Annotated in this window: 15 protein-coding genes and 2 rRNA genes; 4 read left to right on the top strand and 13 right to left on the bottom strand. The window is 46.0% G+C overall.

Going from position 1 to position 21,545, the window contains the following annotated elements; genetic code table 11:
• Positions 1-15: 15 nt before the first annotated feature.
• From L0991_11890 to dusA, 9 genes are all read right to left on the bottom strand, one after another.
• Positions 16-2,906 (bottom strand): 23S ribosomal RNA (locus L0991_11890).
• Between the two features lie 323 nt (positions 2,907-3,229).
• Positions 3,230-4,782: ribosomal RNA gene (locus L0991_11895) — 16S ribosomal RNA — on the bottom strand.
• The 16S and 23S rRNA genes sit together here, the layout of an rRNA operon.
• Before the next feature lie 585 nt (positions 4,783-5,367).
• Positions 5,368-6,144 (bottom strand): phosphoadenylyl-sulfate reductase, encoded by a 777-nt coding sequence (locus L0991_11900; GenBank protein ID XGB62090.1) that lies wholly within the window; start codon positions 6,142-6,144, stop codon positions 5,368-5,370.
• A complete protein-coding gene (cysI, locus tag L0991_11905; protein ID XGB62091.1) occupies positions 6,137-7,864 on the bottom strand; it encodes an assimilatory sulfite reductase (NADPH) hemoprotein subunit in 1,728 nt (575 codons plus the stop codon). Before cysI ends, L0991_11900 begins: the two co-directional genes overlap by 8 nt.
• A complete protein-coding gene (locus tag L0991_11910; GenBank protein XGB62092.1) occupies positions 7,864-9,729 on the bottom strand; it encodes an assimilatory sulfite reductase (NADPH) flavoprotein subunit in 1,866 nt (621 codons plus the stop codon). Before L0991_11910 ends, cysI begins: the two co-directional genes overlap by 1 nt.
• Positions 9,730-9,852: 123 nt before the next feature.
• A complete protein-coding gene (locus tag L0991_11915; protein ID XGB62093.1) occupies positions 9,853-10,083 on the bottom strand; it encodes a hypothetical protein in 231 nt (76 codons plus the stop codon).
• 457 nt (positions 10,084-10,540) lie between these two features.
• Entirely contained in the window at positions 10,541-11,212 is a 672-nt protein-coding gene (locus L0991_11920; protein XGB62094.1) for a TIGR04219 family outer membrane beta-barrel protein, read from the bottom strand.
• 135 nt (positions 11,213-11,347) lie between these two features.
• On the bottom strand, positions 11,348-11,569 hold the full coding sequence (gene pspG / locus L0991_11925; protein XGB62095.1) for an envelope stress response protein PspG: 222 nt from the start codon (positions 11,567-11,569) through the stop codon (positions 11,348-11,350).
• Between the two features lie 182 nt (positions 11,570-11,751).
• On the bottom strand, positions 11,752-12,732 hold the full coding sequence (gene dusA, locus L0991_11930) for a tRNA dihydrouridine(20/20a) synthase DusA (protein ID XGB62096.1): 981 nt from the start codon (positions 12,730-12,732) through the stop codon (positions 11,752-11,754).
• Positions 12,733-13,044: 312 nt separating this feature from the next.
• On the opposite strand from dusA, the gene zur reads away from it, so the two are divergent.
• Together zur and L0991_11940 are read left to right on the top strand one after the other, a co-directional pair.
• Positions 13,045-13,503 carry a zinc uptake transcriptional repressor Zur gene (gene zur, locus L0991_11935; protein XGB62097.1) on the top strand — a complete coding sequence of 153 codons (459 nt, stop codon included), beginning with the start codon at positions 13,045-13,047 and terminating at the stop codon, positions 13,501-13,503.
• A 17-nt stretch (positions 13,504-13,520) separates the two neighbouring features.
• Complete coding sequence (locus L0991_11940; protein ID XGB62098.1) at positions 13,521-13,982, top strand: chemotaxis protein CheX; 462 nt, start codon at positions 13,521-13,523, stop codon at positions 13,980-13,982.
• A 141-nt stretch (positions 13,983-14,123) separates the two neighbouring features.
• On the opposite strand, the gene pgi is transcribed toward L0991_11940, so the two are convergent.
• On the bottom strand, positions 14,124-15,776 hold the full coding sequence (pgi, locus tag L0991_11945) for a glucose-6-phosphate isomerase (GenBank protein XGB62099.1): 1,653 nt from the start codon (positions 15,774-15,776) through the stop codon (positions 14,124-14,126).
• Positions 15,777-16,102: 326 nt separating this feature from the next.
• On the opposite strand from pgi, the gene L0991_11950 reads away from it, so the two are divergent.
• Entirely contained in the window at positions 16,103-16,522 is a 420-nt protein-coding gene (locus L0991_11950; protein ID XGB62100.1) for a secondary thiamine-phosphate synthase enzyme YjbQ, read from the top strand.
• A gap of 95 nt (positions 16,523-16,617) precedes the next feature.
• Here the strand turns inward: L0991_11950 and L0991_11955 are convergent, their stop codons facing one another.
• From L0991_11955 to L0991_11965, 3 genes are read right to left on the bottom strand one after another with little or no spacing between them, the layout of a single operon-like run.
• Entirely contained in the window at positions 16,618-17,826 is a 1,209-nt protein-coding gene (locus L0991_11955) for a BamA/TamA family outer membrane protein (GenBank protein XGB62101.1), read from the bottom strand.
• Between the two features lie 20 nt (positions 17,827-17,846).
• Positions 17,847-18,932: an alanine racemase gene (gene alr / locus L0991_11960; GenBank protein ID XGB62102.1), complete on the bottom strand. Its 1,086-nt coding sequence runs from the start codon at positions 18,930-18,932 to the stop codon at positions 17,847-17,849.
• A 6-nt stretch (positions 18,933-18,938) separates the two neighbouring features.
• On the bottom strand, positions 18,939-20,330 hold the full coding sequence (locus L0991_11965; GenBank protein XGB62103.1) for a replicative DNA helicase: 1,392 nt from the start codon (positions 20,328-20,330) through the stop codon (positions 18,939-18,941).
• Positions 20,331-20,505: 175 nt separating this feature from the next.
• On the opposite strand from L0991_11965, the gene L0991_11970 reads away from it, so the two are divergent.
• Entirely contained in the window at positions 20,506-21,390 is an 885-nt protein-coding gene (locus L0991_11970; GenBank protein ID XGB62104.1) for a DUF481 domain-containing protein, read from the top strand.
• The last annotated feature ends 155 nt before the right edge of the window (positions 21,391-21,545 follow it).

Consider the following 21,545-nt stretch of genomic DNA (forward strand, 5'->3'; position numbering starts at 1 on the left):
CCCCTTGGGTGTTGTATGGTTAAGCCTCACGGGCAATTAGTACAGGTTAGCTCAACGCCTCACAGCGCTTACACACCCTGCCTATCAACGTTCTAGTCTTGAACAACCCTTTAGGACACTTAAAGTGTCAGGGAAAACTCATCTCAGGGCTCGCTTCCCGCTTAGATGCTTTCAGCGGTTATCGATTCCGAACTTAGCTACCGGGCAATGCCATTGGCATGACAACCCGAACACCAGAGGTTCGTCCACTCCGGTCCTCTCGTACTAGGAGCAGCCCCCTTCAATTTTCCAACGCCCACGGCAGATAGGGACCGAACTGTCTCACGACGTTCTAAACCCAGCTCGCGTACCACTTTAAATGGCGAACAGCCATACCCTTGGGACCGACTTCAGCCCCAGGATGTGATGAGCCGACATCGAGGTGCCAAACACCGCCGTCGATATGAACTCTTGGGCGGTATCAGCCTGTTATCCCCGGAGTACCTTTTATCCGTTGAGCGATGGCCCTTCCATTCAGAACCACCGGATCACTATGACCTGCTTTCGCACCTGCTCGAATTGTCATTCTCGCAGTCAAGCGGGCTTATGCCATTGCACTAACCTCACGATGTCCAACCGTGATTAGCCCACCTTCGTGCTCCTCCGTTACTCTTTGGGAGGAGACCGCCCCAGTCAAACTACCCACCAGGCACTGTCCGTAACCCCGATTCAGGGGCCAACGTTAGAACATCAACACTACAAGGGTGGTATTTCAAGGACGACTCCACCACATCTGGCGACGCGGTTTCAAAGTCTCCCACCTATCCTACACATGTAGGGTCAATGTTCAGTGCCAAGCTGTAGTAAAGGTTCACGGGGTCTTTCCGTCTAGCCGCGGGTACACTGCATCTTCACAGCGATTTCAATTTCACTGAGTCTCGGGTGGAGACAGCGTGGCCATCATTACGCCATTCGTGCAGGTCGGAACTTACCCGACAAGGAATTTCGCTACCTTAGGACCGTTATAGTTACGGCCGCCGTTTACCGGGGCTTCGATCAAGAGCTTCGACCGAAGTCTAACCCCATCAATTAACCTTCCGGCACCGGGCAGGCGTCACACCGTATACGTCATCTTACGATTTTGCACAGTGCTGTGTTTTTAATAAACAGTTGCAGCCACCTGGTATCTGCGACTCTCGTCTGCTCCATCCGCAAGGGACTTCACTGATAAGAGCGTACCTTCTCCCGAAGTTACGGTACCATTTTGCCTAGTTCCTTCACCCGAGTTCTCTCAAGCGCCTTGGTATTCTCTACCCGACCACCTGTGTCGGTTTGGGGTACGATTCCTTACAATCTGAAGCTTAGAGGCTTTTCCTGGAAGCATGGCATCAATGACTTCACTACCGTAGTAGCTCGACATCGTATCTCAGCGTTAAGAAGAACCGGATTTACCTAATTCTTCCGCCTACGTACTTGAACCTGGACAACCGTCGCCAGGCCCACCTAGCCTTCTCCGTCCCCCCATCGCAATTGTAAGAAGTACGGGAATATTAACCCGTTTCCCATCGACTACGCCTTTCGGCCTCGCCTTAGGGGTCGACTTACCCTGCCCCGATTAACGTTGGACAGGAACCCTTGGTCTTCCGGCGAGGGAGTTTTTCACTCCCTTTATCGTTACTCATGTCAGCATTCGCACTTCTGATACCTCCAGCAGCCCTTACAGACCACCTTCAACGGCTTACAGAACGCTCCCCTACCCCACACACATAAGTGCGTAGCCGCAGCTTCGGTGTATAGCTTAGCCCCGTTACATCTTCCGCGCAGGCCGACTCGACCAGTGAGCTATTACGCTTTCTTTAAATGATGGCTGCTTCTAAGCCAACATCCTGGCTGTCTGAGCCTTCCCACATCGTTTCCCACTTAGCTATACTTTGGGACCTTAGCTGGCGGTCTGGGTTGTTTCCCTCTCCACGACGGACGTTAGCACCCGCCGTGTGTCTCCCGGATAGTACTTACTGGTATTCGGAGTTTGCAAAGGGTTGGTAAGTCGGGATGACCCCCTAGCCTTAACAGTGCTCTACCCCCAGTAGTATTCGTCCGAGGCGCTACCTAAATAGCTTTCGGGGAGAACCAGCTATCTCCAGGTTTGATTGGCCTTTCACCCCTAGCCACAAGTCATCCGCTAATTTTTCAACATTAGTCGGTTCGGTCCTCCAGTTGATGTTACTCAACCTTCAACCTGCCCATGGCTAGATCACCTGGTTTCGGGTCTAATCCTAGCAACTGTACGCCCAGTTAAGACTCGGTTTCCCTACGGCTCCCCTAAACGGTTAACCTTGCTACTAAAATTAAGTCGCTGACCCATTATACAAAAGGTACGCAGTCACACCACGAAGGTGCTCCTACTGCTTGTACGTACACGGTTTCAGGTTCTATTTCACTCCCCTCACAGGGGTTCTTTTCGCCTTTCCCTCACGGTACTGGTTCACTATCGGTCAGTCAGTAGTATTTAGCCTTGGAGGATGGTCCCCCCATATTCAGACAGGATATCACGTGTCCCGCCCTACTCGTTTTCACTGATGATGAGATGTCGACTACGGGGCTATCACCCTTTATTGCGGCACTTTCCAGAGCCTTCGTCTGTCTCATTAAAAGCTTAAGGGCTAATCCAATTTCGCTCGCCGCTACTTTCGGAATCTCGGTTGATTTCTCTTCCTCGGGGTACTTAGATGTTTCAGTTCCCCCGGTTTGCCTCTTGCTGCTATGTATTCACAACAAGATACTTACTTATGTAAGTGGGTTTCCCCATTCGGAAATCCCAGACTCAAATGACTTTTACTGTCTAATCTGGGCTTATCGCAAGTTAATACGTCCTTCATCGCCTCTGACTGCCAAGGCATCCACCGTGTACGCTTAGTCACTTAACCATACAACCCGAAAGGGTCTTATGTATGGCAACTAACCAAGGTTTTTGGTTGTAATAAGAAGGGTTAATTCTTATTACGTGTTTGCCGGACTCAATTTTGAATACAAGACACTTGAATGTGTTTGTGTTGTGTTTATCTAAAAGATAAACATTGAGAACTTTTAATTTGATTAACTCTTAGAGTTAATCAGTCAGCTTTCCAAATTGTTAAAGAGCATAAAGCAAAAAGCTTTAATCAATAACTGGCGTTATTCATTAAAGCTCTGGCTTTAACTAAATCTAAACCATCAATCTGTGTGGACACTTATCGTGAACATCTTCGTATAAGGAGGTGATCCAGCCCCAGGTTCCCCTAGGGCTACCTTGTTACGACTTCACCCCAGTCATGAACCACAAAGTGGTGAGCGTCCTCCCGAAGGTTAAACTACCCACTTCTTTTGCAGCCCACTCCCATGGTGTGACGGGCGGTGTGTACAAGGCCCGGGAACGTATTCACCGTAGCATTCTGATCTACGATTACTAGCGATTCCGACTTCATGGAGTCGAGTTGCAGACTCCAATCCGGACTACGACGCACTTTTTGGGATTCGCTCACTCTCGCAAGTTTGCAGCCCTCTGTATGCGCCATTGTAGCACGTGTGTAGCCCTACTCGTAAGGGCCATGATGACTTGACGTCGTCCCCACCTTCCTCCGGTTTATCACCGGCAGTCTCCCTGGAGTTCCCGACATTACTCGCTGGCAAACAAGGATAAGGGTTGCGCTCGTTGCGGGACTTAACCCAACATTTCACAACACGAGCTGACGACAGCCATGCAGCACCTGTCTCAGAGCTCCCGAAGGCACACCTGCGTCTCCGCTGGCTTCTCTGGATGTCAAGAGTAGGTAAGGTTCTTCGCGTTGCATCGAATTAAACCACATGCTCCACCGCTTGTGCGGGCCCCCGTCAATTCATTTGAGTTTTAATCTTGCGACCGTACTCCCCAGGCGGTCTACTTAACGCGTTAGCTCCGAAAGCCACGGCTCAAGGCCACAACCTCCAAGTAGACATCGTTTACGGCGTGGACTACCAGGGTATCTAATCCTGTTTGCTCCCCACGCTTTCGCATCTGAGTGTCAGTATCTGTCCAGGGGGCCGCCTTCGCCACTGGTATTCCTTCAGATCTCTACGCATTTCACCGCTACACCTGAAATTCTACCCCCCTCTACAGTACTCTAGTTCACCAGTTTCAAATGCAGTTCCGAGGTTGAGCCCCGGGCTTTCACATCTGACTTAATGAACCACCTGCATGCGCTTTACGCCCAGTAATTCCGATTAACGCTCGCACCCTCCGTATTACCGCGGCTGCTGGCACGGAGTTAGCCGGTGCTTCTTCTGTTGCTAACGTCAAGAGATGCCGCTATTAACGACACCCCCTTCCTCACAACTGAAAGTACTTTACAACCCGAAGGCCTTCTTCATACACGCGGCATGGCTGCATCAGGCTTTCGCCCATTGTGCAATATTCCCCACTGCTGCCTCCCGTAGGAGTCTGGACCGTGTCTCAGTTCCAGTGTGGCTGATCATCCTCTCAGACCAGCTAGGGATCGTCGCCTTGGTGAGCCATTACCTCACCAACTAGCTAATCCCACCTAGGCATATCTTGACGCGAGAGGCCCGAAGGTCCCCCTCTTTGGCCCGTAGGCGTTATGCGGTATTAGCCATCGTTTCCAATGGTTATCCCCCACATCAAGGCAATTTCCTAGGCATTACTCACCCGTCCGCCGCTCGACGCCGTTATCGTTCCCCGAAGGTTCAGATAACTCGTTTCCGCTCGACTTGCATGTGTTAGGCCTGCCGCCAGCGTTCAATCTGAGCCATGATCAAACTCTTCAATTTAAGATTTTGTCGACTCAATGAATACTGATTACATTACATAGTAATGTTGAATTGACTGTGCCGAATCTTACGATTCGAATTGGTCACTCAGTTCATTGAAATCAAGTTGAAACCGAAGTTTCATTTTTGATATTCATCAACGAGTGCCCACACAGATTGATAGGTTTAAATTGTTAAAGAACTTCTCTTCGTTGTGACTTACATCACTTCGGAAGAGGCGGCTATTCTAGCGACTTAATCTTCAGTGTCAAACACTTTTGAAAATTAATTTCTACTTTCTAAAAGTAGAAGCGAACAATCGCTTGAAGCCAGTTGCCTAACCAACATTCTTTGCTGAAGCCTTATGGCGTCTGCCGTGTCAGTGAGGCGGCATTATAGAGATGTCGCTCACATTGGCAAGTGTTTATTTGAGAAAAATGCAAAAACAAGGCTTACATGATGGATAAACCACCAAACCCCTATTTATGCAAGTTTAACTACAAAGTACCTACAAACTAATCACAGAGTTATCCACAGGGGTTGTTTTTTTGCCCCCCAGAAAAGCAAAAAAGCTGCCCTAAAGCAGCTTTTTAATCAGCAATGAACCTAAATACCAGAGCCATATTGTTCGCCATCGTCCTCATGAAGCCCACATTCTCGCTTTAACCCGTTAAAGCGGGTTTCTTCTTCTGTCATACCTGGCTCCCACTTCTTAGTTGTATGTGTATCTCCAACTGAAAGGTAGCCCTGCTCTCGAAGCGGGTGATAACTCAAACCGTGCTCTTCTAAATAGTAGTGAACATCTTTGTTGGTCCAATCGATTATAGGTAAGAACTTAAACACACCATTTTGGATAGATAAGATTGCCAAGTTTGCACGTGATTGGGACTGCTCTCTTCTCAACCCGGAGAACCAAGTACCAGCCTCAAGTTCATCTAACGCCCTTCTCATCGGTTCGACTTTATTTAGCTTGTTGTACTTTTCGATACCCTCTAGTCCTTGTTCCCACAGTTTCCCATATTGCGCTTCTTGCCAATTAGGGCTTTGCTGAGCACGAAATACTTGTAGGTTTAAGGTGAGCTTCTGGCTTAACTCATCTATAAAACGATAGGTTTCTGGAAATAGGTACCCGGTATCGGTAAGAATAACCGGAATATCCGGCTTTGCCTGAGTGACTAAGTGCAGCATGAGTGCTGCTTGGATTCCAAAACTTGAAGACACAACATGTGTTCCTTCTAAGTTTTCTAGTGCCCATTTCACTCTTTCTAAAGCAGTTAGCTGTTCTAACTCTGCGTTAATCTGTCCAAGACGAAGTACCTGCTCCGTCTTGGTCAGTGCGAGCAGTTCTGCTAACTTCAATTTTGAAGCGACAGAATTATGCATGCAGATCCCTCTTTGAAATGATCACCTCTTGGATGATGCCAGCTCGGATGGTGAAATCACCGAACCCTTCGTTCTCTTCTCGTTCTGCAGCCCAACGGCCCACCAGCGAATCAATCTCTTCTAAGATTTGAGCTGATGTGATGTTCTCTTTATACATCTTAGGAATACGAGTGCCGGCTTTGTTGCCACCTAAATGCATATTGTAACGACCTGGTGCTTTGCCTACTAAACCAAGTTCAGCCAACATTGCACGGCCACAACCATTTGGACAACCGGTTACACGAAGGATGATGTTATCGTCTTCCGGTAATCCATGTTTCTTAAGAATCCCCTCAACATCAGTAACAAACTCAGGAAGAAAACGTTCTGCCTCTGCCATCGCTAGTGGACACGTAGGAAATGCCACACACGCCATCGAGTTTTTACGCTGTTCACTTACCGCGTCATCCATCAAACCATATTGACGAGCTAGCTTCTCAATTTTTGCTTTCTGGCTCTTGGGGACACCAGCAACAATTAAGTTTTGATTTGCAGTCATACGGAAATCGCCTTTGTGGATCTTAGCAATTTCTGCAACACCGGTTTTCAATGCTTTACCAGGGAAATTAAGCAAGCGACCATTTTCAATAAAAAGCGCTAAGTGGTGCTTACCATCAATGCCTTCAACCCAGCCGATACGGTCACCACGCTCCGTGAATTCATAAGGGCGACTTTCCGAGAACTTAACACCCGCACGCTTTTCAACTTCCGCTTTGAACACATCAATACCTACACGGTCTAGTGTGTACTTAGTTTTTGCATTCTTACGGTTTGAGCGGTTCCCCCAGTCACGCTGTGTGGTAACAACCGCTGCCGCAACATCTAACGTATTTTCTAGTGGTACAAAACCAAAGTCGTCAGCTTTACGAGCATAAGTAGAAGTATCACCGTGCGTCATTGCTAAGCCACCACCGACTAACACATTAAAGCCCACCAGCTTTCCATCTTCAGCAATAGCGACAAAGTTAAGATCGTTAGCGTGAACATCGACATCATTTTGTGGTGGAATCACAACTGTTGTCTTGAATTTACGCGGTAGATAGTTATTACCTAAGATTGGCTCATCATCGGTTGTTTCTAATTTCTCGCCATCAAGCCAAATCTCAGCATAAGCACGAGTTTTAGGAAGTAGGTGTTCACTGATTTTCTTCGCCCACTCATAGGCTTCTTGGTGAAGTTCAGATTCAACAGGGTTTGTCGTACACAAAACGTTTCGGTTTACGTCACCCGCAGTAGCAATTGAATCAATACCAATGCTATTTAGCGTTTGGTGCATCAGCTTGATATTTGGCTTTAACACGCCGTGAAACTGAAACGTTTGACGAGTCGTTAAACGAATTGAACCATAAGATGTACTTTCATCGGCAAACTTATCTATTGCTAACCACTGCTTAGGAGTAATGATGCCACCAGGCATACGTGCACGAAGCATAACGTTATGCAGAGGCTCTAACTTTTGCTTGGCACGCTCGTTACGAATATCACGGTCATCTTGTTGGTACATACCGTGGAAACGAATCAGTTGAAAGTTGTCTGCTGTAAAGCCGCCAGTGATACGATCTTGTAGGTCTTGCTCAATCGTACCGCGCAGGTTATTACTCTCACGCTTTAGACGTTCATTGTCAGCCAATGGACCAAGTACTTGGCCTAGCACTTCTTGCTCTATTACTTGCTTGCTCATTAGTACACATCCCTTTGGTAACGTTTCGCTTTACGTAAATCATTAATAAATTGCTCTGCCTGTTCGCGGCTTTGATTGCCCTGCTGTTCAGCAATCGTAATTAGTGCTTCATGTACGTCTTTCGCCATTCGAGTCGCATCGCCACACACATAAAAGTACGCACCTTCTTGTAGCCATTGCCATACTTGCTCCGCCTGCTCGATTAAGCGGTCTTGAACATACACTTTCTCTTTTTGGTCGCGGCTAAAAGCAACATCTAGCTTAGTTAGCGCTCCAGATTTGAGGTACTTCTGCCATTCAACTTGGTATAGGAAGTCTTGAGTAAAGGTACGGTCGCCAAAGAACAACCAACTCTTACCTTGAGCGCCATTGTTTTCTCGCTCTTGAACAAAGCTGCGGAATGGTGCAATACCAGTACCAGGGCCGACCATAATGATTGGAGTATTGTCGTCTTGTGGTAGCTTGAAGTTATTGTTGTTCTCAACGAACACCTTCACTTCACCACCTTCCTCTAAACGCTGAGCTAGGAAACTTGATGCTCCACCTAAGCGAGACTCTTCACCTTTTTGGTATTCAACCAAGCCAACGGTTAGGTGAACTTCTTCATCCACTTCAGCTTGGCTCGATGCGATTGAGTACAGGCGAGGTGTAAGCTTACGCAACAGACCTAAAAGCTCATCAGCCGATAGTTTGGTTTTCTTCTCAGCTAATACATCAACAATTTGCGTGTTGCCCGCGTATTCACGAAGCTTGTCTTTATCCTCCACCAGCTTGATTAACTTCTTGCTACCAGATAGCTCAGCAAACTTAGTCACAAGTTGAGGGTTTGAAGCCGTGATCTCGAACTTACTCACTAGAGCACTATGGATAGAAAGGTTTTCACCATCCACATCTACGCTCTCAATACCCGATAGCCCAACCTTGGCAAGAATCTGATTCGCCAATTCTGAACTGTTTTCATACCACACACCCAGTGCGTCACCCGGTTGATAAGTAATACCGGACTCATCCAAATCAATCTCAATATGACGAACATCTTTACCCGAATCACGACCCGTGATCTTTTGGCTTGTTAGCAATGTTGCGGTGTATGGGTTTTGTTTGGTGTACTGTGAATGTCCAGCAGCGGCTTGACCTACTGGTAATTGAACTACCTCGGCCTCAGCGCCCGTCGACAATGTTTCTTGTACTTGTGATAGAGCTTTAGCACGCCACTCTGTTGCTGCAGCTTCGTAATCCACATCGCAATCAAGACGGTCAACAAATGATTTGGCACCAAGCTTGGCTAGGAAGTTATCGAAGTCTTTCGCGGTTTGGCAGAAAAACTCGTAGCTTGAGTCGCCCAGACCAATCACACCGTATTGTAAGTTTGGTAGCTTTGGCGCTTTCTTTGATTGTAGGAACTCGTGCAGCTCAATCGCGTTATCTGGCGCTTCACCCTCGCCATTAGTCGAAGCCACGAAAATAACGTGCGTCTCTTTAGCTAGGTTCTTGCCTTTGTAATCACTGGCATCGAAAAGCTCGACGGCGATACCTAGGGCTTTTGCTTCTGCCTCTAGTGATTCAGCGACGCCTTTAGCATTACCGGTTTGAGAAGCAAAGATAATGCTGAGCTTGCCTGCAGGTTTTGCAGCAACCGCCGCAGCTGCTTGAGTAATAGGTGCGGCTGCACCTACAGGTTGAGCTTGGCTCACACCCCATAGGTAACCACTGACCCATGCCAATTGCTGAGAAGATAATTCGGAAACAGTTTGTTGAAGATGACCCAGTTGTTGGTCATTAAGCGGTGCAGCTAATCCAGGTAGCTCGTTCGCCCCAGACTGTGCATTATTATTTTGTGAAGACTCTTTCTTATTTAAAGACATGGTCACGACATCCCTAATCATTGCGTGACGATAGATTAACCACTCCTTTTAATAACAAGAAAGAATAGAAAAGTATGTTTTATAACTTTTTGGAAGTAAAAAGCGATTAAATAGGTAAATGAGCTACTGGTTTTCAATACGAACTTGTTGAAAACCGACCGCCATTGCCGACTTAGATGCTAGGTCTAAATCTGCGTAATGACACTCCTCACCATGGACATCAGTAAGCAGTACAAAGCCGCCTCCCATATGACGAAACTCCACAACCCAAGACCCTTCTTGTATTGAGGGCTCTATGATGGCTTCAACTAACAAATTTTCTCGATATAAATTGCGTAATTCATTGAGTGTCATATTCCATCCCTTGTTCTAACCCAACAATATAGACCTTATAAGAATAGACGTTAATCAGCTTCCTGTATAAGGATGGTCGAAAGTGATGAATGTGCTAACTAATTCCAGAAAGATATATACCCAAGTAACCTCAAGATGCTTGGTTCAGCGAGAATGACTCGGTTTGTAGACGCGGCGACGATTTAAAGGTCTAGTGGGCCTAAATCAAGAATCGACAACAAAGTATACAAGCCAAGACAACTCGCCCTTTGGGAGCGTGTCATTGAACCGATTACTGCGTCAAACAACTTGGAAAGAGCAAGCTATTCCGCTGCGTCGTTTTCCTTGAACTCGGCTCAATGACAACACTCTGAATCCAGCATCTTGAAGCCACTTGGGTATAACCAACAGATATAAAAAACGCCACTTAATAAAGCGGCGTTCTTAAAATTGGATTTAGATGTTCTTTAGGGTCGGCTTAGAATCGTACTTCTGCGCCAGCAAACCAGCCATCTACCATGACAAAGTTTTTACCTAGCTCAGACTCAAAGAACTCATCAGAGTCTAAGTCGATAACACGGTAACCACCGCGCAAAGCGATTTCAGACTCTGATACTGGGACTCTGTACTGAACACCCGCCATCAAATCTGTGCTCTTAATACCACTGCTATCACCGAATTCCATGGTACCAATGATATCGAAGTTAGTGTCAGGAACGTTGATCTCTGCGTTGCCGTAGAAGCTCCAAGTAAACTCATCAAAGGTCGATGTTTTCGCACCTGTCGCTTTTGGTTCAATGTAATTCGAGTTTGAGTACTGAGTAAACGTCAGACCCGCATCGAAGTTCATCAACTTGTGCTCTAGCAAGGTGTAGTAGAATGTGTAGTCGTACTTATCAAAAGCCAATGCATCCGTATCAATAGACGTATAACGGAAGCTAGCATTTGGCAGCATTGGGGCATTATGCTCAAATGCGAAATACACAGAAGGAGAGTTAGAGTCTTCGTCTTGTCTCACTTCATTTAGCTTGGTACTTCCCCACCACATATCGGCACCGACTTTAGCCGTGTAAGAAAACTCTTCCTCAGCAGATACCGCTGAACTTAAAGATAGCATTCCCACTAAAGCAATTAATGGCATTTTATTCATTTGAGATAGCTCCAATTCCATATCGTTGTGCTAAGTGTATGCACATTCATAGATTATTGGGGAAAATTCTACCACACATCTTAAAGACTAAAACGATAAACCGACAGCAAGCCGATATTTGACGGTGTCATGACTTTAGTAGCGCCTCTGATTCGAGCTATGTACAAAGTTTTTGAAAAACCACACGCCGATTGCAATCACAATCAACCAAGGCAGTAATTTAAACACCACACTCATCATACCAAGCAGCAACATTACGGCTAATGCGACTCCAGTTGCCGCTAATACCGTCATAAAGGTAATGCCTGTCACAAGTAGCGTAGCAACGAAAATAAGAACAAAGATTAATTCAAACATAATGGTCTCCCTAATGAGTTAATGACCTATCTTTCCTAATCTCTAACGTTGCAGCTTCTGTACCAAGTCGCCAGAACCAATAAAACCCTTATTTATCAATAAAATAAAAAGCCACACATTCTCATGCGTGGCTTTTTAAGCAAATTAGAGTGGTAAATTTAGCCTTTAATGGCGAATTTAACCTATACGTTCAGCTCTTTAGGAATCTTAGCCAATGCTGTCTGCATGACTTCGATGCCCGCGCCTTTCTTATGCGCATTTTCGCTGATGTAACGACGCCATTGTCTTGCCCCCGGCATGCTTTGGAACAGGCCAAGCATATGACGAGAAATGTGTCCTAGGCTTGCACCCTTTGAAAGCTCACGTTCGATGTACGGGTACATCTCTTCGACAACTTGCGAGCGTTTCTTGATTGGCGTATCTAAGCCGAAGATCTGTTGGTCCACTTCCGCCAGAATAAATGGGCTATGGTAAGCCTCGCGACCGATCATCACGCCATCCAGGTGCTGAAGATGCTCTTTTGTCTGCTCTAATGTGGTGATGCCGCCGTTTACTGCGATCACTAGATCTGAGAAGTCCTTCTTGATCTGGTAAGCTCGATCATAATCCAGAGGTGGAATCTCACGGTTCTCTTTCGGGCTAAGACCACTCAACCACGCTTTACGTGCGTGAATAGTGAATTGCTCACAACCACCCTTTTCAGAAACCGTTGAGATGAACTTCGTCAGAAACTCATAAGAGTCTTGGTCATCAATACCAATGCGAGTTTTCACCGTGATTGGAATATCAGTCACTTCTTTCATTGCTGATACACAGTCTGCTACTAGCTCTGGCTCCGCCATTAAGCACGCCCCAAAGCGACCGTTTTGCACTCGGTCTGAAGGGCAACCTACGTTAAGGTTGACTTCATCATAACCACGCTCAGCTGCAAGCTTGGCACAAGCCGCTAGATCAACTGGGTTAGAGCCACCAAGTTGAAGAGCCAGTGGATGCTCTTGCTCACTATATTCTAGGAAATCGCCCTTACCGTGTAAGATCGCGCCCGTTGTTACCATTTCCGTGTACAGAAGAGTCTGCTGAGATAGCAAACGGTGAAAGTAACGACAGTGGCGGTCAGTCCAATCGAGCATTGGAGCGACAGACAACCTACATGAATGTGTCATGGCAAAGTACCCTAGTAGCGAGTCAAACAAAGATGCTGGAATACCCAGCAAAAGCAAAGTCGGCTATTGTAAAGGCTATGCTCTGTTTGTGCTATATGAACTTTGCCTCACACTTTTTTATAAATCATTCACCAGATCTCTAATTCAGCCTCACTAATCAGTTATGCCTTGAGTCACAATGTCATTTTGAGTTACCTTGTCTTATTCAAAGTCGTGGGTCACAATACGCTCTGTACCTGACTTTAATAGAAATCAATGGCTCCTTAGCCGAAATAACCTGAAAATAGGGTTTGTTTAAGGATGTCCGATTGAATGGTGAAGAATTTGGACCACACATTAATAGAGCAAGTTGAAGGGATATGCGCATCGCGTGGCGTTAGATTAACGCCTCAAAGAAAGCGAGTGTTTGAGCTCATCCTCTCTAATAAGAAAGCCTCTAGTGCTTATGAATTATTAGAGCAATTGAAAGTCAGTGAGCCGCAAGCCAAGCCACCTACAGTATATCGCGCTTTGGATTTCTTGTTGGAGCAAGGTTTCATTCACAGAGTTGAGTCAACCAATAGCTTTATATGCTGCTGTTCTTGTAACGCCAACAAACATTTCTCCCAACTACTGATCTGCGATAAATGTGGCACAGTGGTAGAACTACAAGACGATTCCCTTGTGACTCTGCTCGCGAGTAACGCTGAGAAGCATGGCTTTCAATTGACCAACCACGTCATTGAATCGCATGGCATTTGCCAATCTTGCTCCTCCGATATGAAAGAATAAGATTATAGAAGAACATTATGCGCGCTGAATTTGTAAACCCGTTTTTAGCTTCTTTGATGAACGTTCTAAAAACGATGGCTTCTCTAGAATTGAAGCCACAAAAACCAAGAGTTAAGAAAGATGAAATCGCTCGTGGTGATGTCTCTGGTTTAATCGGTATGGTTGGTCCACAATCTCGTGGTTCAATGTCGATTACCTTTGATGAAGGTCTGGCTCTGGAAATCATGGAAAACATGCTTGGTGAGCGACCAAACGGTTTGAACGAAGAAGTAACCGACATGGTTGGTGAGATCACCAACATGGTAACTGGTGGTGCAAAGCGTATTCTTGCGGAAAGCGGCTTCGACTTCGACATGGCAACACCGATTGTGGTTTCTGGTAAAGGCCACACTATTCGTCACAAATGCGAAGGCGCAATCATCATCATGCCTTTCTCATCTCAGTGGGGTAATGCCTTCATCGAGATCTGTTTCGAATAGAAATAGTTACAGCAAAATATTTAGAAGGCTGGCGTCGATACGTCAGCCTTTTTTATTACCTGCAATTCAACCATTGCTTACCCTATAGATACAAAAACGCCAACCCTAAGGTTGGCGTTTACTTTTATGCTATCAACCCAATTAAGCTTTAAGCACTTTGAATGCGTTGATTAGACCGTTCGTTGAGCTATCGTGAGATGTCACTTCTGCGTCATCAGCAAGCTCTGGAAGAATTTGGTTTGCTAGTTGCTTACCAAGTTCTACACCCCATTGGTCGAAGCTGAAGATGTTCCAGATAACACCTTGAACAAAGATCTTGTGCTCGTACATCGCGATCAGGTTACCCAGAGAGCGAGGTGTAATTTGCTTAACAAGAATAGAGTTCGTTGGGCGGTTACCTTCAAACACTTTGAAAGGTACTAGTTCAGCTACTTCTTCTGCAGTTTTGCCAGCCGCTAGGAATTCAGCTTCCACAGTTTCTTTTGTCTTACCGAATGCTAGTGCTTCAGTTTGAGCAAAGAAGTTAGACATTAGCTTCTGGTGGTGATCAGATGCTGGGTTGTGGCTGATTGCAGGCGCGATGAAGTCTGATGGGATCAGCTTAGTGCCTTGGTGAATCAGTTGGTAGAACGCGTGCTGGCCGTTTGTACCTGGCTCACCCCAGATGATAGGACCCGTTTGGTACTCTACTGGGTTACCTTCACGGTCTACAAACTTACCGTTTGATTCCATGTTACCTTGCTGGAAGTAAGCCGCAAAACGGTGCATGTATTGATCGTAAGGTAGAATCGCTTCTGACTCAGCGCCGTGGAAGTTGTTGTACCAAATGCCGATAAGCGCAAGGATTACTGGAATGTTGCTTTCAAACTCAGTTGAAGCAAAGTGGTTATCCATTTCGTGAGCACCTTCTAGCAGCTCAACGAAGTTATCGAAGCCTACAGAAAGAGAAATAGAAAGGCCGATCGCAGACCATAGTGAGTAACGACCACCAACCCAGTCCCAGAATTCGAACATGTTATCAGTATCGATACCAAACTCAGCTACCGCAGTTGCGTTAGTCGATAGCGCAGCGAAGTGCTTAGCAACGTGCGCTTCATCACCTGCTTCTGCTAAGAACCAATCACGTGCAGAGTGTGCATTCGTCATTGTTTCTTGAGTAGTGAATGTTTTTGATGCCACTAGGAATAGCGTTGTTTCTGGGTTTAGAGACTTAAGCGTCTCAACGATGTGCGTACCATCTACGTTAGAAACGAAGTGCATGTTTAGGCGAGTTTTGTATGGCGTTAGTGCTTCAGTCACCATGTATGGACCAAGATCCGAACCGCCGATACCGATGTTCACAACATCTGTGATCTCTTTACCTGTGTAACCTTTCCACTCACCAGAAACGATGCGGTGTGTGAACAGTTCCATTTTAGCTAGTACAGCGTTAACTGCTGGCATTACGTCTTTGCCATCAACCATTACTGGCTTGTCGCTACGGTTACGCAGTGCAGTGTGAAGTACTGAACGGCCTTCAGTCTTGTTGATTGCATCACCGCTGAACATCGCTTCAATTGCAGACTTAACTTCAGTCTCGTTTGCAAGAGCGAATAGGTGCTGCATCGTTTCTGCATCGATTAGGTTCTTAGAGTAATCGACCAAGATGTCTGAACCGAAACGAGTAGAAAAGCTCTCGAAACGTTTTGCATCTTGAGCAAAAAGCTCTTTCATATCCATATCTTGAGCAGACTCAAAATGAGCTGTTAGAGCTTTCCACGCTTGTGTTTGCGTTGGGTTGATATTTTTCAACATGGTATCTATCCCGATGTTACTGTAGGTTTTATTCTAAACGTCACCTGGGTGATGAATAGAACCCCCGATTAGGCGAAAGTTTATATTTTTCTGTGATGACCAAACCGCGTCACCACTGAAAGATTCTTTGTAATTTTTTTTCACGACGTATTATGCCGTATATGAAGAGCTGTACCTTGAGATAAATCAGGATTAGATTTCCTGAGACAGGAATCGGTACAGACTCTGGCTCTAACATAATTAAATGTGAGCGAGACCTGATAAATTCAAGTTCAAAAGATAGCCTCAAACCACTTTTTTTCCAAATACATTATAAAGGATGGCGTATGTGGATTCAGAAGACTATACACCTAAATGCACAAAAGCGTGGATTTCATCTCATTACTGATGAAATTGAACAACAGATACACGATGTGAACTCTTTATCTGTTGGTTTATTACATCTATTTATTCAGCATACTTCTGCCAGCTTGACGCTCAATGAAAACGCCGATCCGACCGTCCGTAGTGATATGGAGTCACACTTCAATAAGTTTGTGCCCGAACGAGCGCCCTATTACAAACATACTTATGAAGGTGATGATGATATGCCAGCTCACATTAAAGCATCGACACTTGGCAACAGTGTGACAATCCCTATCACCAATGGTCGTTTAGCTTTAGGAACATGGCAGGGCATTTACTTGGGAGAACACCGAGACTACGGTGGTAGCCGCACTGTGATTGCTACTATCCAAGGAGAATAGTTCATCGTAACCAAGCCTAGAGTAGCGAAATAAAAAGGGGGACACAGAAATGCGTCCCCCTTGAGTAATAGAAAATTAAGCAGATAAGTCTTAGCTTAGAAAGGCTGGTTTATCATGACCCTAAAGGTCCCCTCATCGCCGCCTCGCGCCAATTCAGCACGAACAACAATACCTTCAACTTGGAAGCGAACCGCGCCGCCCAAACTCCACTTCATATCGGTATGCAGTGTTTTGATGTCGTACTCATCGGCAACGCGCCCGACTTCGGCAAATGCTACCCACTGCCACCAAGGTAAGTCGTAGTAGTTAATCAGTGGAATATCATCCAGTGGTTGCCAGTCTGGAATTACCCTATATTCGGCAGAGTAATGGACTGCAGAACGCCCATGGTAACGCCCTCCGGTATAACCTCTTAAGCGGTATAAACCACCTAATCGCGCCTGCTCCGTTTCTGGTGGGCGAGCGCAATCTTGCCCTGTGCAGTTATCCCAAGTCGGTGTATCAGCAGTATAGAAATCAAATGCTAAGACTTGCTGATCAAACACATCACCTAACGGGCCTAACGCAAAATACTGACTGTTTTGAAATGTCCACTTCAACCATAAGTCGTCGTTAGACCAACTTTCAGCGCCAGTAGTGAACTCAAGGTTGGTATGAGAACCTTTGGTTGGGTTGCGTGTGCTATCACGGTTATCCCAATCAAACGCTAAGCTAAAGCCTGTCGCCTCTTCACTATTATTTAAACCTTCCAACTCACGGGAAGTATAAAAAGGCGTAAAGATTATCGAGCTGACACCCGACTCGACTGGTGAAGCAAAGCTCACATCTTTAATTGGTTGAAACGCACCTAATAAACCATGCTCAGCAACATTGCCCCATGGCAACAGATACTTAAACTCAAACTGATAGTTTTCTTCTAAGCCATCAGCGATGGTTTTGTCATCAATCGATGAATCGTTATCGCCTTGAGAGCCAATGTAATACGGGTTTTCGTTAAAACGAGCTTGGTACATCTGAGTACTGAACAGTATGTTCTCAGACAGTGCAAAGTTAAAAGCTGATAGGAAACCGACGTAGCTGTCTTTGTCTGAATACAGCGCCATACCAAACAAAGCGGCTTGAGGTTGCCAAACACCCTTTGCGACACCAGCAACCCCAAAGGTATTACCCATGGTTTCAGTGCTGAAGTAAAAAGGGACAAAGGCTGAATCTTTTTCTTCACTCAGGGCTGAAGAAGAAAAGCTCACACCGAGTAATGCCATTGCTGACATCACTAGGTGTCGAGTGGTTCGCTTGAATATCATTTACTGTACTGAATCCATAGCTACTTCACGTATTCCATCGCTACACGCGAGGTAAGTTTCGTAACTAACTCGTAAGCGATCGTACCGATATGCTCTGCGACTTCCTCTGAAGGTAGCTCTTTACCCCAAAGTGTGGCTTCATCACCGACTTTATCTTGAGCATCCGGCCCAAGGTCGACCGTCAACATGTCCATAGAGACTCGGCCTGCAATAGGCACTTTTCGTCCATTTACAAACACAGGTGTACCGTTGGGTGCAGTTCGAGGATAGCCATCACCATAACCAATCGCGATAACACCCACCTTAGTATCACGCTCACTGGTCCAGTTAGCACCATATCCTACGCTTTCACCCGCTTTAACATCACGAACTGCAATCAGGTGAGAGGTAAGGGTCATCACAGGCATAAAGCCAAGCTCTTGTGCTGATTTATCAACAAACGGCGATACACCGTAAGAGATAATTCCAGGGCGTACCCAATCAAGGTGGCTATCAGGCCAAGCCAACAAACCAGCAGAAGCGGCCAGTGAGCGCTCCCCTTCACAACCATCAGTAAGAGACAAAAACAGTTCAGTCTGCTCTACCGTAGTCGTTCGATCCAGCTCATCAGCACAACCAAAGTGGCTCATGTAACGAAGAGGCTTAGCCACATTCGCACATTGATGCAGACGCTCAACGAAATCTTGGTACTGCTCTGGACGAACGCCCAAGCGGTGCATGCCGCTATCGACCTTTAGCCACACCATAACCGGTGTTTCTAAGTCAGCATTCTCTAGCGCGCTTAATTGCTCTTCGCAATGCACAACTGTTTGAATGTTATTAGTGACAAGAATCGGTAAGTCGCCCGAAGAGTAAAAGCCTTCGAGCAACAAAATAGGTTTAACAATACCACCAGCACGCAGCTGCAGTGCTTCCTCAATACGGGCCACACCAAAGGCATCTGAGCTTTTAGAGTGCTTAGCAATGTGCAGTAAGCCATGACCATAGCCATTTGCTTTGACAACAGACATCACTTTGCACTGCGGGGCTTTTGACTTTATCTGGTTCAGGTTATGTTCAAGCGCATTCAAATCAATGCTCGCGGTCGCCGCTTTCATATACGTCATTAGCGATTACTCGTCATCAAATGCAGGACCTGCATAGTTATCGAAACGGGAGTGTTGCCCTTGGAATGTCAGACGAACCGAACCGATTGGACCGTTACGTTGCTTACCGATAATGATTTCAGCGATGCCCTTCAGTGAGCTGTCTGGGTTATACACTTCGTCACGGTAGATGAACATGATTAAGTCGGCATCTTGCTCAATCGAGCCCGACTCACGCAAGTCCGAGTTAACTGGGCGTTTATCGGCACGCTGCTCTAGGGAACGGTTAAGCTGAGAAAGTGCCACAACTGGAACGTTCAACTCCTTGGCTAACGCTTTAAGGGAACGTGAAATCTCGGCGATCTCAAGGGTACGGTTATCAGACAGTGAAGGTACACGCATCAGTTGAAGGTAGTCGATCATGATCATTGAAAGACCGTCATGTTCACGAGCAATACGACGCGCACGAGAACGTACTTCGGTTGGCGTTAGGCCAGAGCTGTCATCAATGTACATGTTCTTCTTATCCATGAGGATACCCATGGTCGAAGAGATACGAGCCCAGTCTTCGTCATCAAGTTGACCGGTACGAATTTTGGTTTGGTCCACGCGAGACAAGGATGCAAGCATACGCATCATCAGCTGTTCGCCTGGCATCTCTAGAGAGAAGATAAGCACTGGCTTATCTTGTTTCATCGCCGCGTTTTCACACAAGTTCATCGCAAATGTGGTTTTACCCATCGATGGACGTGCCGCCACAATGATTAAATCAGAACCTTGTAGACCTGCCGTTTTCTTGTTGAGGTCATTAAAGCCGGTATCGACACCTGTCACACCATCTTGCGGAGTTTTGTACAGGATTTCGATACGCTCTAGCGTCTTCTCAAGAATGCTGTCTACGTTTTGAGGGCCTTCGTTTTCACTTGCACGACCTTCGGCAATCGCGAATACTTTACTTTCAGCAAGGTCGAGCAGGTCCTCTGATGTACGACCTTGTGGATCGTAACCAGAATCAGCGATCTCATTCGCCACACCAATCAAGCTGCGAACCAATGCACGCTGAGCGACGATATCCGCATAAGCGTTAATGTTAGCCGCACTTGGCGTGTTCTTAGCTAGGTCAGCAAGGTAGGCAAAGCCACCCACTTCTTCAAGTTGCTCACGCAGCTCTAAGTGTTCAGAGAGTGTAATAAGATCCAGAGGAGAGCTTTCTTCAAGGATATCTTTTACCGCTTCAAAGATCAGACGGTGAGGACGACTATAAAAGTCTTTGGCCACAACCTTTTCAGCAACCGTATCCCAGCGTTCGTTATCTAATAACAAACCGCCAATAACAGATTGCTCAGCTTCTAATGAATGTGGCGGGACCTTGATGGCGTCCACCTGATCTTTGGCTGATTTCTGACTTTTGGTATCCACTATGACTACACTCAATAACTAATAATGATCGTTCATTATACCCAAGAACACTCATTTGTAATCCGATCCTATGAGTTTGTTTTATTCTTCAGGAAGAATTTACTTATTGCTGACGGAATTAACCAAGGGTAGCATTACGATCTCGCCATTCATTCACTGTATAACTGAGGTATGCGTGTCCAAACTATTGGCTCTGAGCACTGGTATTTTATGCACTGGTCTCTTGAGCACTCCGATGGCTTTAGCTGATGATGCTAAAACCGATGTTGATGCAATCCTCGACTCGATAGTAGTACCAGAACCTACTGCTGAGCCGATCGTCGTTGCACCAGCACCTGAAGAAAAAGATATGGATATCGCCCCAAGTGATACGAGTGACACAGAACTGCCAAGCCCACTAAAAACTGAAGTCGAATTTGGATATCAGTCGCATACTGGTAATTCCGATTCACGCTCTCTAAACGCACGCCTAAACGGTGAGTACACCGCTGGCCGCCACAGAACCAGTGGCGAATGGAAATACTACAACCTCTACAAAGATGGCGAAGAAGATAAAAGGCAATCGACTTACACGGCTCAGAGTGACTACAAGTTAAGTCCTAAAACCTATCTTTACGGCAGTTTTAAAGGCGTCGATTCACGCTACAGCGCTTACTTTAAGGACTACACCGTTTCGAGTGGTCTGGGTTACCAGTTTTCGAATACCGAAGAGTTTGTATTGGAAGTGGAAGTGGGCCCGGGTTTCCGTTACCAAGAACCAAACCTCGATGAGATCGACGATGATGACATCATCTTCCCAGAGATCGTTGAAGAAGCGATTTTCCGTGGTAACGTGAATACGTCTTGGCAGGTGTTGAAGAATTTGCAGCTAAAAGCCGATGTAACATTGGTGTCTGGTCACAGTAACTTGAAGTTCGATACCGAGTTAGAAGCGATCAACGATATTACTGACAATATCGCGCTGAAGATTGCACACTCTCGCCAGTACCACGACAAGGTACCCGAGGGGCTAGATAAAGAAGACTCGGTTCTCTCCATAAACCTGTTGTTCCAATTCTAATTTCCATGGCTGTTTGTTCAGCCATCAGAGCTTTTTGATCATAGTAAGCTTTTTACCTACTGTAACCCTCCCTTACCCTTTCCTATATTCCAGACATAAAAAAACACCAGCCGAAGCTGGTGTTTAAAACTTTCATAAAGAAAGAATTCGTCTTG

Origin of the sequence: Vibrio chagasii (genome assembly GCA_041879415.1) — a bacterium.
Lineage (GTDB): Bacteria > Pseudomonadota > Gammaproteobacteria > Enterobacterales > Vibrionaceae > Vibrio.